At 45.0% G+C, this 18,821-nt stretch carries 14 protein-coding genes; 10 read left to right on the forward strand and 4 right to left on the reverse strand.

Annotated elements, in window-relative coordinates; genetic code table 11:
- Positions 1–63: 63 nt before the first annotated feature.
- Positions 64–297 carry a thioredoxin family protein gene (locus tag ACRRS0_RS17335; protein ID WP_432451964.1) on the reverse strand — a complete coding sequence of 78 codons (234 nt, stop codon included), beginning with the start codon at positions 295–297 and terminating at the stop codon, positions 64–66.
- Positions 298–306: 9 nt separating this feature from the next.
- Positions 307–1,302: a permease gene (locus ACRRS0_RS17340; protein ID WP_432456148.1), complete on the reverse strand. Its 996-nt coding sequence runs from the start codon at positions 1,300–1,302 to the stop codon at positions 307–309.
- 947 nt (positions 1,303–2,249) lie between these two features.
- On the opposite strand from ACRRS0_RS17340, the gene ACRRS0_RS17345 reads away from it, so the two are divergent.
- Together ACRRS0_RS17345 and ACRRS0_RS17350 are read left to right on the forward strand one after the other, a co-directional pair.
- The gene (locus ACRRS0_RS17345) at positions 2,250–3,443 is read left to right on the forward strand and encodes a DUF3800 domain-containing protein (RefSeq protein WP_432451963.1); all 1,194 of its coding nucleotides are present in this window, start codon (positions 2,250–2,252) and stop codon (positions 3,441–3,443) included.
- 725 nt (positions 3,444–4,168) lie between these two features.
- Positions 4,169–4,525, forward strand: a complete 357-nt coding sequence (locus ACRRS0_RS17350) for a hypothetical protein (RefSeq protein ID WP_432451962.1) — start codon at positions 4,169–4,171, stop codon at positions 4,523–4,525.
- Positions 4,526–4,593: 68 nt separating this feature from the next.
- Here the strand turns inward: ACRRS0_RS17350 and ltrA are convergent, their stop codons facing one another.
- Positions 4,594–5,925, reverse strand: coding sequence for a group II intron reverse transcriptase/maturase (gene ltrA, locus ACRRS0_RS17355; protein ID WP_432451961.1), 1,332 nt, complete (start codon positions 5,923–5,925; stop codon positions 4,594–4,596).
- A 743-nt stretch (positions 5,926–6,668) separates the two neighbouring features.
- On the opposite strand from ltrA, the gene ACRRS0_RS17360 reads away from it, so the two are divergent.
- The 7 genes from ACRRS0_RS17360 to dmeF all read left to right on the forward strand — a co-directional run bounded on the left by ACRRS0_RS17360 (position 6,669) and on the right by dmeF (position 16,321).
- Positions 6,669–7,265: a tyrosine-type recombinase/integrase gene (locus ACRRS0_RS17360; protein WP_432451960.1), complete on the forward strand. Its 597-nt coding sequence runs from the start codon at positions 6,669–6,671 to the stop codon at positions 7,263–7,265.
- A gap of 662 nt (positions 7,266–7,927) precedes the next feature.
- Complete coding sequence (locus ACRRS0_RS17365; RefSeq protein ID WP_432451959.1) at positions 7,928–9,193, forward strand: TolC family protein; 1,266 nt, start codon at positions 7,928–7,930, stop codon at positions 9,191–9,193.
- Positions 9,194–9,205: 12 nt separating this feature from the next.
- Entirely contained in the window at positions 9,206–10,819 is a 1,614-nt protein-coding gene (locus ACRRS0_RS17370) for an efflux RND transporter periplasmic adaptor subunit (RefSeq protein WP_432451958.1), read from the forward strand.
- Positions 10,819–13,941 carry an efflux RND transporter permease subunit gene (locus tag ACRRS0_RS17375; RefSeq protein WP_432451957.1) on the forward strand — a complete coding sequence of 1,041 codons (3,123 nt, stop codon included), beginning with the start codon at positions 10,819–10,821 and terminating at the stop codon, positions 13,939–13,941. Before ACRRS0_RS17370 ends, ACRRS0_RS17375 begins: the two co-directional genes overlap by 1 nt.
- 19 nt (positions 13,942–13,960) lie before the next feature.
- The gene (locus tag ACRRS0_RS17380) at positions 13,961–14,524 is read left to right on the forward strand and encodes a copper resistance protein CopA (protein WP_432451956.1); all 564 of its coding nucleotides are present in this window, start codon (positions 13,961–13,963) and stop codon (positions 14,522–14,524) included.
- Between the two features lie 72 nt (positions 14,525–14,596).
- Positions 14,597–15,241: a cytochrome b/b6 domain-containing protein gene (locus tag ACRRS0_RS17385; protein WP_432451955.1), complete on the forward strand. Its 645-nt coding sequence runs from the start codon at positions 14,597–14,599 to the stop codon at positions 15,239–15,241.
- Positions 15,242–15,403: 162 nt separating this feature from the next.
- Positions 15,404–16,321 (forward strand): CDF family Co(II)/Ni(II) efflux transporter DmeF, encoded by a 918-nt coding sequence (dmeF, locus tag ACRRS0_RS17390; RefSeq protein ID WP_432451954.1) that lies wholly within the window; start codon positions 15,404–15,406, stop codon positions 16,319–16,321.
- A 382-nt stretch (positions 16,322–16,703) separates the two neighbouring features.
- Here the strand turns inward: dmeF and ACRRS0_RS17395 are convergent, their stop codons facing one another.
- A complete protein-coding gene (locus tag ACRRS0_RS17395; protein WP_432451953.1) occupies positions 16,704–17,168 on the reverse strand; it encodes an Rrf2 family transcriptional regulator in 465 nt (154 codons plus the stop codon).
- Positions 17,169–17,255: 87 nt separating this feature from the next.
- On the opposite strand from ACRRS0_RS17395, the gene ACRRS0_RS17400 reads away from it, so the two are divergent.
- A complete protein-coding gene (locus ACRRS0_RS17400) occupies positions 17,256–18,683 on the forward strand; it encodes an MFS transporter (protein ID WP_432451952.1) in 1,428 nt (475 codons plus the stop codon).
- Positions 18,684–18,821 lie beyond the last annotated feature (138 nt).

Raw genomic sequence — 18,821 nt, forward strand, 5'->3', positions numbered from 1 at the left:
CGGCTTAAATCGCAATCAAATATCCTTGAAATACCTCAATAGATAACGCTTGCTATAAATAACTCATTGTAGCCATTCAAGCACTTGTTGATAACTGGGTACACTGCCTTTGTGTATCACCTGTTCATCAAGCACCACCGCAGGTGTCGACATCACCCCATAAGCCATAATTTGAGCTGGCTGTTCGACTTTCTCCACACTAATTTCGCTATCTAATTCATTGGCGGCTTTTTCTAATAAAGCGACGGTATTTTTACAGTTACGACAACCTGAGCCTAAAACTTTAAAATGTTTCATGATTCACTCCTAAATAAAAGTACTTAAAAAATTAAAAATCCAACCAATCAAGGTGAAGGAACACAACAAGGTCACGAATAAAATGGCTAATAAACGCCATTGCATCACTTGTTTTAACAAAATGAATTCCGGCATACTGGCGGCCACAGTACTCATGCAAAAAGCCAGCGTCGTACCTAAAGGTAAGCCGTTCACTAACAAACTTTCCATGATGGGGATCACCCCTGTCGCATTCGAATAGAGGGGAATGCCAATCACCACCGCAGCAGGCACCGACCACCACTGACCACTTCCCAAATGTTGTTCTATCCAACCATCAGGAACAAAACCATGTAAGGCAGCACCAACTCCAACGCCGATAATCACCCACTTCCAGACTCGAGAAAAAATAGTTCGAGTTTCATCGAAAGCAAATTGATGGCGAGCTCGATAACTTAAACGTGTAGCACTTTGCTCATTAGAAGGCTGTGCACTTTGGCTTTGTCCCTCTTGTAAGGCCTTGGCCGCAAAAGACTGCAACCATCGCTCCGCATGAATGGCATCAAGAAACAGCCCGCCAAGGATCCCAACCGACATCCCTATCAGCAAATAAAGTAGGGTAAACTTCCACCCAAGCAGACTCATCAGCAATAATATGGCAACTTCATTGATAAGCGGCGAGGTCAGTAAAAAGGCCATGGTGATGCCCAAAGGGATCCCAACTGAACTAAATCCCAAAAACACTGGAATACTAGAACAAGAGCAAAATGGGGTAATCGCGCCAAAGACACTCGCCAATACATAGCCAAACCCGCGGCTTTTACCCTGTAGAAAATCCCTTACTTTTTCCACGTCTAGAGACGCCCTTAATAAGCCAATGAAGTAAATCATCACCAGCAACAAGGCAAAAATCTTGGTGGTATCTTCAATAAAAAAATGTACCGCAGTGGCCCATCGCTCATCAGGTTCTAAATTTAATAAGCGGTAGGTAAACCAGTCTGCGAACCAGCTAAAATAGTAGAACATCATTGTCTCCCCTAGAGTTCACACCATCGGCAATGCAACCATGGTGAAACTCACTTGTAATTTTCGATTAGCAGTGTCTTTAGGGTAAGACGGCACAGGAAGTGAAAAGATGCAAAAATATATGCACCCTCTCTAAGGATAGTTAAACTTCGAAGCTCAACACTGGTTGCGAATCACAGTTATAACGGAAGCAAAAATCGGAATAACAAGCACAGTAAGTGTCGGCGGAAAAAATTTGATCACTCCATGGTTCATCGAATTCCTGTCCAAGTGCCAGTTACTTTAAACTAATGCGTATTTGCCCCAAAGTGAGTTAACTTATTTTTTGTGGGAGCTGTTAGTCTCGCTTTTATCATTTAGTTTTGGATCGATCTGTTAGTGAGGGTTTCGCCCTGACGGCGATATACTTTTCTTTGCTGGCCAAAGAAAAGTATACAAAAGAAAGGCCACCCAGCACCTTCTTAGCTCCTCCGTTGCTCACTCACAAGGGCGTTGAAGTAACTCGCTACGCTCAAACAGACTTCAACTTTGCTCCCTTGTTCATTTGCGCGACTCGGCGAAGATGATGGGATTTAAAAGCGTAATCTTGGCTATCGAGAGTGTGGAAGTTTTTTGTTTTTAGAATGGGGGTCTAGTTTATTAATGTTCTTGTTCATCAGCTCGCCCTCTCTTTAGATAAAAAGGCGTCCGGCTTCCTTCAGACATTCCCTCGCAGTTATGCCCTTGCCATTCGCTAGTCCTTAGCGTTTAATAATCAAAGTGTTATTAAACGGTGACCTTCCTACAGAGGACTTTCACCTCATTAGTTCATGCCCATGCTGGGCGTACACAAGTTGCCTAAGTTCGCCGCAAAAAGCGCGGCTGGGACAAATACTCACTGGGCGAAGCCCAACAACGTTCGCATTTGCCCCTTGGCAAAGCGTTAAGTGGCCTCACAGGGAAATTGAATGAGTCGTAATAACCAAGCTAATAGAAAAAAGAAGTTAGCAAATAAAAGAGATAAGCTGAGGGCTTCTAGGGCGAAAGTTAATGCTGAAAAATCCAAGATAGCAACTATCTACTTGGATGAGTCTGGAAATACTGGCCATAACATAGTTGACAAAAATCAACCAATTTTTACACTCTCGGCCTGTAAATTTTCTAATGGCGAAGCTGAAAAGTTACTTGCACTGACAGGCTCAAGATCACCTCTAGAGGCTCATTTCAAAAATTTAAAGCGCCGAAAGTCTGGGCAAGATGGAATTGTAAGGCTAATGAGCCATCGACTTATTAATAAAGATCACGTGAAAGTAGAGCTTTTTCACAAGAACTTTATGGTGACGACAAAGATTGTTGACCTCCTAATTGAGCACATGCTTCACCTAAATGGCCATGATTTGTATGTAAATGGAGCAAACATAGGGCTTTCAAATATGTGGTTCTATTGTATGCCTACGTTTTGTGGTCAGGACCGAGTTCAGGCCATGTATGGTTCGTTCGTTAATATGATTAAAGAACAGTCCGAAGAATCAATAAGCTCGTTTTATGAGAGTGTAGAGGTACTTAAAGAACATTCAATTCATGAAAATTTTAAAGAAGACCTTAATTTGATCCTGCTTACTCGAAATTATATTCATGATGCGCTGAACGGTATTGATAAGACATCACTTGACCCATCAATCCCAGCGCTGTTCTCAAAATGTGTAAGCTGGGGAGATATTCATCCAAAAGGGTTTCATATCATTCATGATGATTCTCATAGTGTTGAAAAACAAAAAGCGATGTTTTCCCAATTTATGGACTGGACCCAAAGCTCTATAGAGCTTGGCTATGACAGGCGGAAGTTCAAATTACCCTTAAGAGGTAAAAGTTTGAAGTTTTCAAGCTCTGAATCGCATCCTCAATTGCAGGTTGCTGACATTGTTGCTAGCTCGATGACTTATTGGGCTGATGGTGTTGCAAGAGATGAAAAAGAAGACTACTTATTTCTTGAGTTAAACAAGCTAAATTTGGACAAGTTGACTACAAGTTACAAAATATGGCCAACACAGGACGTTACTCCAAGCGACCTAGGTACGGTCCACGATGGCGGACTAAATGCAGCAGATCATGGTGCATACTTCTTGATGAAGGCAAAAGCTAATGCCGAAATCACCACTTAATCGGGTAGCCGGAGGTATCTAACCTCCAGCCCCCACAACACCCTGCATGCGGCTCCGCACAGGGCGTTTCCTGAAAACGGTTAAAATACAACGGCCGATTAGCTCCTTTGCATTCCAATGATGGCTTCTGTTTTTGCGCCATGACTCCTCAGTCCGGTCGGATACGGAGACAATGAGCTGCACAGGCTCCTCATTGATTTTCAGGTTCAGGCCTTCACCATGTCCCAACCATTACACAATAGAACGGCATTGGGACTTTTTATCTAAAAAAAAGCCGTCTGCTTAAATCGCCATGGCGTGAGTTAAACGATCAGCTTGCTAAGCAGATCTCCCCACTCTTTGTTTATAAGAAGTAGAACATGCACTGTCTCTGCACTGCTGCATCATTTACGGTGGCCGTTAGATCACATGGCTTCGTTGTCTTGTGCCAACTCGCCTCCAGCCTACGCCTCATATGATGTTCTTGTTCATCAGCTCGCAGATTTGCGTCCGGCTTCCTTCAGACATTCCCTCGCGGCAATGCCCTTGCCATTCGCTAGTAGTTAGCGTTTAATAATCAAAATATTATTAAACGGTGACCTTCCTACAGAGGACTTTCACCTCATTAGTTCATGCCCATGCTGGGCGTACACAAGCGCAAGCACACGGAACAATTTTTCGTGGCTTCGCCACTACAAATCGTCCGGTGTTGCAGGCGTTATGTGTCACTGTCCTTCAAGGATTAGATGAAATATTTAAGTGTAATGTTCATTATTCTAGCTATATTGGTAACGTTTATTACTAATTATTGCTTCGAAAATGCAGGCTCGCCTCAACTTATAGCTAATGTTATGAGTATATTTTGGGCTCCTTTTTATACTGCTACTTCTGGAGTAAACGTTGAGCCTACTCCTTTCTATTTAGTTGAAAAAAATTCAACTTATATATTAATTAGTGCAGGTGTAACCTTATCTCTAGTTGCCAGTATGATTGAAATTGTGAAATTAATGAAATTTGGTAAAAACCAACAATCAGCATGTGTAATTGCTTTGTCTGTATGCCTTTTATATTTCAACGCTAGCATTTTCGCATGGAACACATAATCGGGTAGCCGGAGGTATCTAGCCTCCAGCCCCCACAACACCCTGCATGCGGCTCCGCACAGGGCGTTTCACTTAGAATAGTGAAGCTTTATCCATCCATCTCGTAGCGCAAATAGACCTTGGGATTTCAAGTAAGCATTCGATAATGCTTGTTGGATCCCCGGTGTTTTCGAGCTCCTCCATGGGCCTTTACTGGTGATACCACACGCCACTGCGGCTTGAACATGTACCCCTCGGCGCATGAGATTCCTCACTTTGGTTCTCGGTTTTCGCCATTGTCGCCAATAGGCCATTCGTACTCTGCGTCTTACCCAATGATCAAGATCGACACACAGTTGATAGCAATTCGCGATCCCAAAGTAGTTTATCCAGCCTCGCAGATATTGGCTCACTTTAGCGAGCTGGTAAGTCATCGAGACGCCCCAGTTTCGGTTGGTGAGGCGCTTTAGCTGTTGTTTAAACCGGTGTAGCGTTTTGGCATGGATTTGCAGTCGTCCCGCTTTGAAAGCAAACCCTAAGAACTGACTCTTCGCTGTTTTAACCACCTGGCTTTTGGTGGTGTTAACGATTAACTTTAAGCGGCGTGGCAAGAAGTGACTAATGCTCGCTAGCACCCGTTCTCCTGCACGCCGACTTTTCACCAAGATGGTGAAATCGTCAGCATAGCGGGCGAATTTATGGCTCCGTTTCTCCAGTTCTTTATCTAATGGGTCGAGCATGATGTTAGCCAGCAAGGGGGATAATGGTCCGCCTTGTGGTACACCTTCTCGAGTTTCTTGATAGTGCTGGTTGTCGATAAATCCCGCTCTTAAGTAGTGTCCAATCAGCTTAAGTAAGCGCTTATCTTGCAGTCGGTGACCCAGTTTACTCATCAATAAGTCATGATTAACTCGGTCAAAGAATTTAGATAAATCCACATCTACCGCAAAACGTCGGCCTTGCTTGATGATGCTTTGCACTTGTTTCACCGCTTGTTGCCCATTCTTGTTTGGTCTAAATCCAAAGCTGTTCGCTGAGAAGCTAGGGTCAAAGATAGGCGTTAGCACTTGGGCAATGGCTTGCTGGATGACACGGTCGAGCACGGTTGGGATCCCCAGTAGGCGCTTCCCGCCATCGGGTTTATCTATCTCCACACGGCGAACCGGTTTAGGCTGATACTGGCCATTACGCAGCGCAGCAGCAACCTGCTTCCAGTGTAGTTTTGCCCAAGAAGGAAATGCATCAATGGACATGTTATCCACTCCAGCAGCCCCTTTATTGGCTCGAACACCTTGCCACGCGAGCTGAATATTCTGCCGCGTTAGCATATGTTCGAATAGATGTTGGCTAAAGGTTGGCTGCGAGTTATTACGCTGAATCGCATCTACGCCGGACGGCGAATGGGTGTTCAAGTTTAACAAGGCTCCTCCTTTATTCTAAGTGTTCAGGCCTTCACCGTGTCCCAACCATTACGATGGGCGTTGGGCTACTATGCCGTCTGCTGACTTCTGCTTAATCACCGTTTGAGTTACCCCAAATAGCGCTATCGTTGTTCATCGTATTTGCTCACTTAAGTTGATGAGAATTAAGTGCCAGGCCTGTTGAACTAGCGGCCAAGCTAGTGAGTTAAACGATCGCTTGTTAAGCAGATCTCCCCACTCTTTGTTTATAAGAAGTAGAACATGCACTTTCTCTTTCTCTGCACTGCTGCATCATTTACGGTGGCCGTTAGATCACATGGCTTCGTTGTCTTGTGCCAACTCGCCTCCAGCCTACGCCTCATATGATGTTTTTGTTCATCAGCTCGCAGATTTGCGTCCGGCTTCCTTCAGACATTCCCTCACGGTAACGCCCTTGCCATTCGCTAGTAGTTAGCGTTTAATAATCAAAGTGTTATTAAACGGTGACCTTCCTACAGAGGACTTTCACCTCATTAGTTCATGCCCATGCTGGGCGTACACAATGCATTGCAGCGGACAAGCCGCTGAATGTGGCGTTAACCCATAGAAATTTTTATCCGAAACAGACGCTTTAGAGTTAAGGCTTTAACTCGGAAATGTCCACAGATGTTTCAGTCCACCCAGACCGATTGTTATTGCTACTGGATCAGTTCTAGTTGATTGCCAAACTCAACGTTGACCAACAACATTGAGAGGAGGTCATCATGAGAAAATTATCTTCTGGAAAATGCAGTGGCATCAAAAGGCCATTTAAGCTTGAAGAAATCTGGCGAGTCAGAACTAGATTGGAGATTGAAAACAACCTAATGCAGCTTGCGTTACTGAACCTAGCTATTGATAGCAAGTTAAGAGCGAGCGATTTGCTAAAGCTGCACGTATACGATGTTTCTTCGCAGGGAGTTATCTACGAAAGGGTGCAATGTATTCAACAAAAAACAGGCACTGACGTACACTATGAGATCACTCCGAGAACGCAACAAAGCATTAGCCGATGGATCTTTTCAGCCTCCCTAGAGGCAAGCAGTTTTTTATTTCCGAGTGGCCGCCGTAAAGAGCAACCTATCAGCTACTCATACTATCGTTCAATTATCAGGAATTGGGCTGTAAAGCTTGGATTGAATGCGGACTATTATGGTACTCATTCCATACGTCGCACCAAAGCAACATTGATTTATGCCAGAACAAAAAACATTAGGGCGGTACAAATCCTACTTGGGCATTCGAAGCTAGATAACACTATTCGGTACCTTGGCGTTGAGCTAGAAGACGCTCTGAGACTCTCTGAGAAAACAGACTGCTGATCAGCGCTGATACAGGCTTTTCTTCTTTTCTGAAAAGCCTGTGCTCCAAAGTGAGTTAGTGTTGTTCACCAGAAATTTGGGTTTTGGCTATTTCTAGTAGAATCTAGTATGAGACTCCATCAGCAATTAAACCGGCTGCCCTTATCAAGTTTAACTCGTTAGAACGCATGTCCTCCGAAGTAGATTATTAAGAGTTGTTTTTAAACTAATTTCTCGCTGTTGCTAAAATTGCTTGCAGTAATCTTCGCCTTTGACTTACCATCACGATGATATGAAAGCTTTGTTTTTGATCTTTGTGTTTTGCTTACAAATGGTATCCGGCGTTTCTAGCGCTTCGGAGCATTCTTCGCATGCGCAAAAACATAGTGCCGATCAAGAAATAATGCACATGACTATGGATTGCCATAATGATGGCAATATTCCTGACAATGAGAATAAATCTAAGCTGGATGACTTATGTAAGTTAGATTGTCAGTTGTCATTGTGTGCTGCAACGCCTGCATTCATATCTTCCAGCCTACACTTCATACCGCAGCCACAAAGTGCAGCGACCAGTTTTTACACTTTTAATCTCCACCCGTCTTTACAGGAACTACCCTTCAGACCCCCTCTTACTGTTTGATTTAGTTAACTATTTCTTTAATCAACAGTAAGGAAGAAACATGTTTATTCCCTCTTGCAAAGAGGTTGTGCTTGTCGTTGCGCTATCGACAAGTGCCACGGTGATAGCCGCCCCCTTAAATATTGAACGTGCAGTAGAGCTAGCGCTTAGTAGCGATCCATCTGAGAGTTTATATGCTCAGCGACAACAACAAATTGCAGCCATGGGTGTGCAGAGTGGTCAGTTAAAGGACCCTATGATCAGGCTAGGTCTCGCGAACCTACCCACTGATAGCTTCAAATTTGACCAAGACCCTATGACTCAGCTGAGTGTTGGGCTTGCCCAAGAGTTTAGCCGAGGCAATACCCGTGAGCTAAGCGGCCAGCGTTACCAAATATTGGAGCAGCAAACTGGCCATCAAGCTGCTGAACGCCGCTTGGAACTTAGCCAGCAAATCCGACAAATGTGGCTAAGTGTGCGTTTCGCTAACACGGCACAACATCTTTTAGCCGAGAACAAGCAATTGTTCGCTCGCAATGTTGAGCACGTGCGTGGCCAGTTCGAATTGGGCTACAAGCAAAGCCAAGACCTGTTCCAAGCGGAGCTACAACTAAGTAAGTTTGATGAGCAGATTGCGGCCTTTTCCCAGCAAGAACAAGCCTATCGAGGACAGTTAGCAACGTGGCTTGGCGCTCAGGCTTACCAACCATTTGATAGCGCACTTCCGCAATGGGATGCCACCGCTAATTATGCAGAGCAAGCCAATACCGAACACTACACACTGCTGTCGCAGCACCCTCTGGTGTTGGTGAAACAAGCCGCCATTGATGACGCTGAAAAACAAATCGAAATCGCCAATGAGGCTTACAAGCCCGCCTTTAAAGTCGAAGTCGGATATGGCCATCGAAACAGTCGTGATATGGATGGTAGTGCTCGTCCCGATTTGGTTTCTGGTTTTTTGTCTATGGACGTCCCATTGTTCACTGATAAACGTCAAGACCAGGCGGTTATTTCAGCTACACGTGGTAAGGGGGTGAAGCAAGCGGAACGCGACCTACTGCTAAAAAACATGAATGGTAGGCTCAATGGTCAGGTTGCACAGGTACAAAACCTTAACCTGCGCTTAGCTCGCTATCAGCAAACTTTGTTGCCACAAGCCCAAGCTAATACCCAAGCCGCTATCCAAGGTTATCAATCTAATACAGTGAGCTTTGATCTGGTGGTCAAGGCTTTCATGGATGAAACCGCCTTGAAGCTGGAGTTTGAACAGCTGCAAACCCAGCAATACCAATCCCTTGCTCAAGTTCGTTATTTTCAGGCCCTGTAGGAGTAGAACCGAATGAATAAATTTGTATTAAGCAGTCTATTTCTAGCCCTTGGCTTGGGCGGAGGTTACTTCGCAAATGACTTGATGCAGCAACAGCATAGCACTGATAGCCACACTGGTTATAGTGTATCGGGGGAAGCTAAGCCGCTGTACTGGGTCGCGCCAATGGACCCTAACTATCGCCGTGATAAACCCGGTAAGTCTCCTATGGGGATGGATCTCATTCCAGTTTTTGAGGAGAGTCAATCTGCTAGTCAACCCGGCTTAGTCTCCATCGACCCGAGTGTTGAGAATAACCTAGGTGTGAGAACAGCCAAGGTTGAGCTTAACAGTTTCGCCACGGCCATTGAAACAGTGGGCACACTAAACCTGAACGAGAATACGCAGTGGCAACTTAATAGCAGGGTTGCAGGTTGGGTTGAAAAGCTGGCGGTAAAAGCAGAGGGCGAGCGTGTTGATGCAGGCCAGTACCTTATGTCTATTTACTCACCGGAGTTAGTTAAGGCCCAAGACGACTTACTCAATGCCCTGAACATGGGTAACAAGCGTTTGATTGACTCAGCTAAGACTCGACTTAATGTACTGGGCATGTCAGCTCAGCAAGTTAAGCGCGTGACTAAGCAACGTCGTAGCGAACAGTTAGTCGAACTATATGCACCAAGCTCTGCTTACATCGCCAAGCTTGGTGTTAGGGAAGGCGCTTATATTACCCCTGCTACCAAGCTAGTTGATGCCGGAGCCTTGGACAGCATTTGGTTAATCGGTGAATTATTCGACTCCCAAGCAGGCTTAGTGGCGCAGGGGGACCGGGTAGAAATGCGTGTAGACAGCTACCCCGGACAAACCTGGCAAGGTGAAATTGACTACATCTACCCAAATCTTGACCCGCTTACTCGCACCCTGCGTGTTCGCATGGAGTTTGCCAATGATGATGAGCGGCTCAAACCTAATATGTATGCTCGAGTCAGTGTCTCCTCGGCACAAGCGAGCCAAGTATTAACCATTCCTAGCGAAGCGGTGATTAGAGGCGGCCGCTTTGATCGCGTAGTAATGAAGCGAGGCGCAGGAAAGTACCAAAGTGTGCGAGTTGAAGTCGGTCGCGAAAGTCAGGGGCAAATGGAAATACTTGATGGCTTGATGAGTGGTGACACCATCGTGACGAGTGCCCAATTTATGTTGGATTCTGAATCTAGCTTGAGCGCTGATTTCAATCGCATTGGCCCCCCAGATAGGCTTACCGAGTCGGTAGTGGCGAGTGGTGTGGTAATGGCGGTAAAAGACGGAGCCCTCACCATTGCCCATGAACCCGTACCAGAGTGGGAATGGCCAGGTATGGTGATGGACTTTCCATTGGAGCAGGCTGAAATTACCGAGCAGATCGTGCCGGGAAGAGAACTCAAATTTACCATTAACAAGCAAGACAATCAGTTTCCCATTTCCAAGCTTGTCCCAGGTGACTTGAATCTTGAAGCATTGAAGCAACCAGCGATGGGTCATGACCACAGCACGATGGACCATTCACAGATGGGACATGGCCCACAGCAAAGCGCAGATGTTGATACTAGTACCTTAGTGGATGAGGATTTGGATTGGCTAGATTTCGATGATGAAGAGGGAGAGCAGTAATGATCCCTAGTATTATTCGCTGGTCGATACACAATCGTTTTTTAGTCTTAGTCTCAACGCTCGCCATATTGGTTTACGGCGGCTTCGCTATCAAAAATACGCCAGTCGACGCCATTCCAGACTTGTCCGATGTGCAGGTCATCATTAAGACCTCGTACCCAGGCCAAGCTCCACAGGTGGTTGAAGATCAGGTTACCTATCCCTTGACCACCGCCATGTTATCAGTACCGGGTGCGCAGACCGTGCGTGGCTACTCGTTCTTTGGTGATTCCTATGTCTACATCATTTTTGAAGATGGTACCGATATTTACTGGGCACGTTCGCGGGTACTAGAGTACTTATCGCAAGTCGCACCTAATTTGCCGGCAGCAGCAAAGCCCGCGCTAGGGCCTGATGCTACTGGGGTTGGCTGGGTATTTAGCTATGCCTTGGTCGATCGCACCGGTCAGCATGACCTTAGTCAGTTACGCAGTATTCAGGATTGGTTCTTGAAATACGAGCTGCAAACGGTTGCTGGTGTCAGTGAGGTAGCAACGGTCGGTGGAATGGTGAAGCAGTACCAGATCAGCATCGATCCCGATCGCTTGCGAGCCTACCAGCTGAGCCTGCCGCAGCTAAAGAACGCGATTTCCCAAGGGAACCAAGAGACCGGTGCTAGCGTGATTGAAATGGGTGAAGCCGAGTACATGGTGCGCAGTAGCGGCTACATCAGCTCGGTCGAAGACTTGCAACAATTGCCATTAAAGCTCAACCCGCAAGGTATCCCCTTGCTACTGGGTGATGTTGCCGATATTCAAGTAGGGCCACAAATGCGCCGAGGGCTCTCAGAGCTTGATGGCGAGGGCGAAGTGGTCGGTGGCGTAGTGGTGATGCGCTACGGGGAAAATGCCCAGCAGGTGATTGCCGCAGTCAAAGACAAGCTGGATAGTTTGAGCGCTTCACTGCCCGATGGCGTAGAAATTGTCACCACTTATGACCGCTCCGGTTTGATTGAACGTGCAGTAGAAAACCTCAAAGACAAACTGATTGAAGAGTTTGTGGTGGTGGTCTTAGTGTGTGCGGCCTTTCTGTTCCATATCCGCAGCTCACTGGTGGTATTGGTTAGCTTGCCGGTGGGGATCATTATTGCCTTTATCGTGATGAGCTGGCAGGGAATTAACGCCAACATCATGTCGTTAGGAGGCATTGCCATTGCCATCGGCGCGATGGTCGATGGAGCCATCGTAATGATTGAAAATGTGCACAAGCACATGGAGAAAACCGAGCTGACTGATGCTAATCGCTGGGAAGTGATTGGTAAAGCCGCGTCAGAGGTGGGACCTGCCTTGTTCTTCTCGTTGTTGATCATTACCTTCAGCTTCGTGCCAGTCTTTGCCTTGCACGGCCAAGAAGGCAAGATGTTCTCTCCCTTAGCCTACACCAAGACTTATGCCATGGCAGCAGCAGCTGGCTTGGCAATCACGCTAGTGCCAGTACTTATGGGGTACTTTATTCGCGGCAAGGTGATTGCCGAGCATAAGAACCCATTAAACAGGCTACTCATAGCCAGCTATAAGCCATTACTCAACCTCAGCTTAAAAGCGCCAGTGTTAGTAGTAGTCATCGCTGTCGCCTTAGTCGGTGTAGGTTTTTATCCGGTAAACAAGATTGGTAGTGAGTTTATCCCCCCTTTGGATGAGGGTGACTTGATGTACATGCCAACCACTTATCCTGGGATTAGTATTGGCAAGGCGCGAGAAGTCTTACAACAGACCAATAAGCTGATCAAGACAGTGCCAGAAGTAGAAAGGGTATGGGGCAAAGTCGGTCGAGCAGAAACAGCGACTGATCCCGCACCTCTCACGATGATCGAAACCTTCATCACGCTTAAGCCTCGAGAGCAATGGCGAGAAGGAATGTCCACCGACAAACTGCGCCAAGAGCTTGATAACTTGGTGAACTTCCCTGGATTGACCAATGCCTGGGTAATGCCGATTAAAACCCGTATCGATATGCTTGCGACTGGGATTAAAACGCCTATTGGCATCAAAATATCAGGGGAAGACCTCAGTATAATTGAGACTATTGGTAAAAACATTGAAGACATCCTTGGCCAAGTTCCTGGCACCGCCTCCGCATACGCTGAGCGTGTTGCAGGTGGACGCTATGTAAAAGTAGATATCGACCGGATCGCAACTGCTCGCTATGGCCTCAACATCGCAGATGTGCAGGCAGTAGTGTCTACCGCCATTGGCGGGATGAATGTGTCAGAGACAGTGGAAGGCCTAGAGCGTTACCCAATCAACTTGCGCTACCCTCAGCGTTACCGCGACAGTGTAGGACAACTAAAACTATTACCCGTGGTCACGCCCAGCGGACTGCGATTGACCCTTGGAGATGTGGCAGCGGTTTACGTTGAAGATGGACCTCCAATGATCAAGACCGAAAACGCACGTCCTAATGGCTGGATCTTCGTTGATATTGAAGGCCGTGACTTAGGCAGCTACGTACAAGATGCTAAGCAGTACGTGCAAGAGCATCTAACTCTGCCAGCGGGCTATTCAGTCAGTTGGTCAGGGCAATACGAATACATGGAACGTGCAGAGGCCACTTTGAAAGTAGTGGTACCGGCAACGCTCGCCATCATCATGTTGCTGTTGTACATGGCCTTTAGGCGAGCGGGTGAAGTGCTACTAATCCTAGGCACCTTGCCCTTAGCGATGATTGGCGGCGTTTGGCTCATGTATCTATTGGGTTACAACTTCTCCATCGCCGTTGGCGTGGGTTTCATCGCTCTAGCTGGGGTTGCTGTAGAAATTGGCGTCATCATGCTGATTTACCTTAATCAATCACTTGAAGAGACCTTGTCCAAACACATCATTATTAACAGGCAACAATTACGCACAGCCATTGTTGAAGGTGCTGGTTTGCGTGTACGACCGGTGATGATGACCGTAGCCACAGTGGTCATAGGCCTGATTCCGATTATGAATGGTGAAGGCACCGGCTCCGAAGTTATGCAAAGAATTGCTGCACCGATGATCGGCGGTATGGCCTCAGCGGTGGTATTGACCCTGCTAGTGCTGCCCTCAGTTTATTACTTATGGAAGCGCGTATCTCTGCGCAAACTAATTAACGAATAACAATTAAGGAAAAATTAATATGAAAAAATTAGCTTCAATACTTACCGCATCCATCCTTACACTAGTGAGCGTTACAGCCAATGCCCACAGTGAACACTGTAAAAACACCGAGCTTGGCTCGGTTATGGAGGACATGAAATCTGAGCTTAAAGCCTACGTTGATGCATTCAAAGGTGACGATCAGGTAGCTATGCAGCAACATGCAGCACAACTGATTAGTAATGCTAAAGAAGCTAAGCAATTGATCCCACTGAAACTGCAAGATAGCGAACATCACATGGCTGAGCATGATGATCATATGGTAGAGATGGCTAAAGTGGACCACTCTGGTATGAGCCATTCAACTATGGATCATAGCGCTATGGAAAGTATGGATCACAGTAACATGCCAGATATGGAGGATATGGACCACAATACCCATATGGCGCATATGAGCTATATAAAAGGTATAGATGAACTGCTGGTGTTATTTGGCCAACTACAACAAGTTGATGACAAGAAACTCGTCAAAAACACCCTAATCAAGGTGAAGAAGCATAGCAAACGAAGTCATAAACAATTTCGTATGAGTTGTGATAAATAGTATTTATTGGCCGTCATAAACTGGCGGCCTAGCAAGACCCCTAAAGCGCCTAAGGCAAAGAGTGAGAGGGTGATGATGAATGTTAAGCAAAAAATTTTGGTATGGGACAGATTTATTCGTTTTTATCACTGGCTGCAATTAGCTCTGCTAGTCGGCTTGTGGTTAAGTATGAAGTACGATGAAGTCGATTTGCACATGCAGCTAGGCTTGGCACTCTTGGCTTTGCTTCTGGTTCGATTCATCTGGGGCTACTTTGGTAGTGAAACCGCGCTGTTGAAGTCACTACAGCTTCATCCTAAAGGTGCACTCGATGAACTTAAACAAGAATTGGGCGGCACAGAAAGCATACATACTGGGCACTCTTACCTCGGTTCTTATATGGTGCTGGCTTTATGGGTACTGCTATTAATACAACTTCTATCTGGCTTGTTTAATTCTGATGACATTCTCTCTGATGGCCCCTTATATGCCTACGTGGACGAAGAATACTACGAATGGTTTAAAGCCCTCCATTCAAGTAACGCCGATTACTTATTTGCGCTTATCGCAATTCACATACTGGCGATTGGATACTTTTGCTTAAGGAAGCGTGGTTACTTGAGTGCTATGTTCAGTGGTTATAAGAATAAAGATATCGCAACCAAACCTAACATCAAGCCTGGGCTTTGGCCGATATTGGCAGCTAGTCTGCTGATAGCATTGACCTTAGTTTTCTAAATCGTAAACAACTACAGAATGAAAAGGCCTTGAGCGTGACTCAAATCAGCGGCTTTTTTGATCTAACTTATCATATAGATAAATTGGGTTTGCGAGAATAAGAGTGAGAACAGTTACTATTTTTTATTAGAATTCTTACTTACAGGGATGGTAAATAAGTTTATGGATCACCAACATCAAGCCGCTTTTGATATTAGCAGCCAAGCTCACCAACACGATTTTTCTCACCACACCAATCAAGGTGAACAGCGTACATTAATTGTATTAATGCTTACTGCCATTACCATGATAGTTGAAATTGTTGCTGGAACTTGGTTTGGCTCCATGGCTTTGCTTGCTGATGGATGGCACATGGGGACTCACGTTGCTGCATTCGCGATAACTATCTTCGTTTATCGATATGCTCGCAAGCACGTAAACAACCCCAAGTTCAGCTTTGGTACCGGAAAAGTCAGCTCGCTTGGAGGTTTTGCCAGTGCAATTGCTTTAGCGGTAGTTTCTCTTCTCATGATAATTGAGTCGATTACTCGCTTCTTCGAGCCACAAGCGATTGCCTTTAATCAAGCGATTTTAGTTGCTGTTATTGGCTTGTTAGTTAACTTAGTAGGTGCTTGGATTCTCAAAGATGATCACCATCATCACCATGATGAAGAACACAGCCACTCTCACCAAGATCACAATCTACGCGCAGCATATATGCACGTACTGGCCGACGCACTAACATCATTACTCGCTATATTCGCTCTGCTCGCTGGCAAATACGCTGGGCTTAATTGGTTAGACCCAGTAATGGGTATTGTGGGAGCTCTAGTTATAAGTAAATGGGCTTGGGGCTTAATATCATTAACAAGTAGTCACTTACTCGACCAACAGTGTCAAACCACCGAGAACCGTGTGCGTGAAGCTTTGAAAGACGAAGAGATAGAAATCACAGATTTGCATGTTTGGCACCTCGGAGAGAAGTCACTTAGCGCTGTAATCTCAATACGTAGCGAAGCACCTCGTTCGTTGATAGCCTATAAGCAGCTGTTACAACATATTCCCAAGCTGAGACATGTAAGTATCGAAGTTCATAAGTAGTACTCAACGTTTTACTTTAAAAAAAGCCATAGAGTCGCTTATTTTAACCGAGTGCTAACTCGTTATTGTCCAGAGGCGTGTTACAGCGAAGAATCGCAACCCAAACATATATGGGATCCACGTATTTACAAAGTGATAATTTCAATAGACGGTTAAGATACGTACGTATATTCGGCTTCTTGTTGAAGGCGCTACCTGGTAAGGCCTTACCACATACTGGAATCCTCGTTTTTTTCATTCTCCTAAGTCTAGTCTTGGCAAAGGAGGGAGTGGATCCCATACATCAAGTTGGAAGTCATACGAGATATTTGGCAAACAAACAACCTGTGTCCAAATTATAATAATGTTACTGTGAATCTGGCTTACTAGAGCAGATTTACTGTCATTCATGTGGGTCTGACTTATGAACCCGCTCATTATCCAAACTTTCTAAACGACATTTAAATTGCATATTGAGTTCTGCAAGTGTAACGGTCTCAAGTTGAGCGATAAATACACGTCGAGACATCTCTAAAGCATGGTTAAGAGACTCATCAGCTATCTGCTGTACTAAACATGTTGGGTTGTCGGAATCGCTTGATATTGCAAATAAGCGAGGCATACCTAAGGCTTCGTAAAGCCCAAGCAACGTAATTTCGTCGATGCGTTTCATTAATATCCAGCCTCCATTATGCCCTTTGTTGGACATAACATAACCTCTATCACGTAACCCTGACATTGTTCGCCGGATGACAGATGAATTTGTATTTAGCATCTTAGCTAAAGCTTCAGAGGTTAAAGGTTGCTGAGTATCGTGCATATGTAGTAAGGCATGAATAACTCTTGATAGCCGAGAATCGGTTCGCATCGCCAACTCCTTTTCATGTTGCTTTTAAAGATACATGAAAATACAATGGTCTTCACGATACATTTGAAGTTACATGAGTTGAGTATAATGAACGATCAATGTCTACCAAACAGATGGCAAGCACTCTTCTTCTTGTTGCTTGCCAACTTCCTCAATATATTGGATGTAACCATTGTTAATGTTGCTATTCCGCGGATTTACCAAGATATGGATATTTCACATTCTCAAGCACAATGGGTATCAATCATATATTTGATAAGCTTCTCTGCCTGCTTGCTTCCTTTGGGTAAGCTGGGAGATATGTATGGCAAATTGCGATTATTCAAAAGCGGGCTAATCGCCTTTATGGCGACATCATTGATGTGTGCGGTTTCTCCTAGCATTGAGATGCTAATGTTCAGCCGGTTTTTTCAAGGTTTTGCAAGTGCGATGATGGTTCCACAGGTGTTAGCCATTGCAGTGTCAATGTTTCCTGTAGAAGAAAAAACAAAGATGTTTGGTTATGTGGGGATTGTGGGAAGTTTAGCGTCAATCCTTGGCCCCGTCGTCGGAGGGACGTTGATTTCACTCAATCTATTCAGCCTTGATTGGCGAATTATCTTTGTTATAAACATTCCCATTGGAGTAGTCGCGTATTTTGGCGTGAAAAGAAATCTAGCGAACGAAGTGAAAACGTCACGATTACGAATAGATTGGCTAGGTAATAGTCTAGTTATATTGATGAGTATTTCTCTTATTGTGCCTCTCATTGAAGGCTACAGCTTAGGCTGGCAACCATGGATACTGGCTGTGTTAGCGATGTCTCTACCTAGTATATGGGGTCTCAACCTTTGGTTGAAGAAGCCTACAGCAGATAGTAGTCGTCCTAAATTGATATCTGTTAGCCTGTATACAAACCGTTTCTTCATCAACCAAGCTATGTTCATGATGTTGTTTGGTACCACGACTCCTGGGTTGTTCTTTGTTCTAACATATTACATGCAGAGGCATCTTGGCTTTAGTCCGTTTGAATCAGGAGCTGTGACTTTGGCATTCCCTTTAGGGGTTCTTATCTCTTCATCAGTGCTAAAAAATAGCCCTTTATCATGGCAACGCTACAGAGTCTTTAGTGGTTGTTTAGGACTTACCGTTGCATGGTCAATACTATATCTCACAATTAGCTATGTTTCTGTATTTGATGAGTTATATTGGATTTCATTGCCTTTATTCATAGGAGGGCTTGGAATGGGAAGCGCAATAATTGCGTTATTTCAAAGCATGATGAGCACTGTAGATAGAGAAGATTCTGGTACTGCTTCAGGTGCAATGCAAGCATTACAACATATAGGTATGGCAATAGGTATTGGTATAGCTGGCCAGATCTATTTTATATCTATTGATTTTTATGAAATGCCACTGGTAGCGATGAAAAACTGCGTGTTATACAGCGCAGTCATGATTGGAGGATTTACGTTGAAGTCTCTTCATAGTTTCATCGACAAAAAAAGAAATATCCTTGACGTTGTAAGAAACTAAGAGCACATAATTGTGCTCCCAAGTAATTTAAAAATTACATTACTTTTAGTAAGTCGAAAATCAACGATTAGAGCATGATTTCTATCGTGTTTTTGTCAGAAAACTTACCCAGCGTTGCAGCCAGACTATACCTTGGCA

The sequence above is a fragment of the Agarivorans sp. QJM3NY_29 genome (assembly GCF_050870835.2).
In the GTDB taxonomy this organism is placed as follows: Bacteria; Pseudomonadota; Gammaproteobacteria; order Enterobacterales; family Celerinatantimonadaceae; genus Agarivorans.

Excerpts from the sequence above, each read along its gene's own strand:
- ACRRS0_RS17335 (WP_432451964.1), bottom strand. The coding sequence starts at position 297 with ATGAAACATTTTAAAGTTTTAGGCTCAGGTTGTCGTAACTGTAAAAAT.
- ACRRS0_RS17340 (WP_432456148.1), bottom strand. The coding sequence starts at position 1,302 with ATGTTCTACTATTTTAGCTGGTTCGCAGACTGGTTTACCTACCGCTTA.
- ACRRS0_RS17345 (WP_432451963.1), top strand. The coding sequence starts at position 2,250 with ATGAGTCGTAATAACCAAGCTAATAGAAAAAAGAAGTTAGCAAATAAA.
- ACRRS0_RS17350 (WP_432451962.1), top strand. The coding sequence starts at position 4,169 with ATGAAATATTTAAGTGTAATGTTCATTATTCTAGCTATATTGGTAACG.
- ACRRS0_RS17360 (WP_432451960.1), top strand. The coding sequence starts at position 6,669 with ATGAGAAAATTATCTTCTGGAAAATGCAGTGGCATCAAAAGGCCATTT.
- ACRRS0_RS17365 (WP_432451959.1), top strand. The coding sequence starts at position 7,928 with ATGTTTATTCCCTCTTGCAAAGAGGTTGTGCTTGTCGTTGCGCTATCG.
- ACRRS0_RS17370 (WP_432451958.1), top strand. The coding sequence starts at position 9,206 with ATGAATAAATTTGTATTAAGCAGTCTATTTCTAGCCCTTGGCTTGGGC.
- ACRRS0_RS17375 (WP_432451957.1), top strand. The coding sequence starts at position 10,819 with ATGATCCCTAGTATTATTCGCTGGTCGATACACAATCGTTTTTTAGTC.
- ACRRS0_RS17380 (WP_432451956.1), top strand. The coding sequence starts at position 13,961 with ATGAAAAAATTAGCTTCAATACTTACCGCATCCATCCTTACACTAGTG.
- ACRRS0_RS17385 (WP_432451955.1), top strand. The coding sequence starts at position 14,597 with ATGATGAATGTTAAGCAAAAAATTTTGGTATGGGACAGATTTATTCGT.
- dmeF (WP_432451954.1), top strand. The coding sequence starts at position 15,404 with ATGGATCACCAACATCAAGCCGCTTTTGATATTAGCAGCCAAGCTCAC.
- ACRRS0_RS17395 (WP_432451953.1), bottom strand. The coding sequence starts at position 17,168 with ATGCGAACCGATTCTCGGCTATCAAGAGTTATTCATGCCTTACTACAT.
- ACRRS0_RS17400 (WP_432451952.1), top strand. The coding sequence starts at position 17,256 with ATGAACGATCAATGTCTACCAAACAGATGGCAAGCACTCTTCTTCTTG.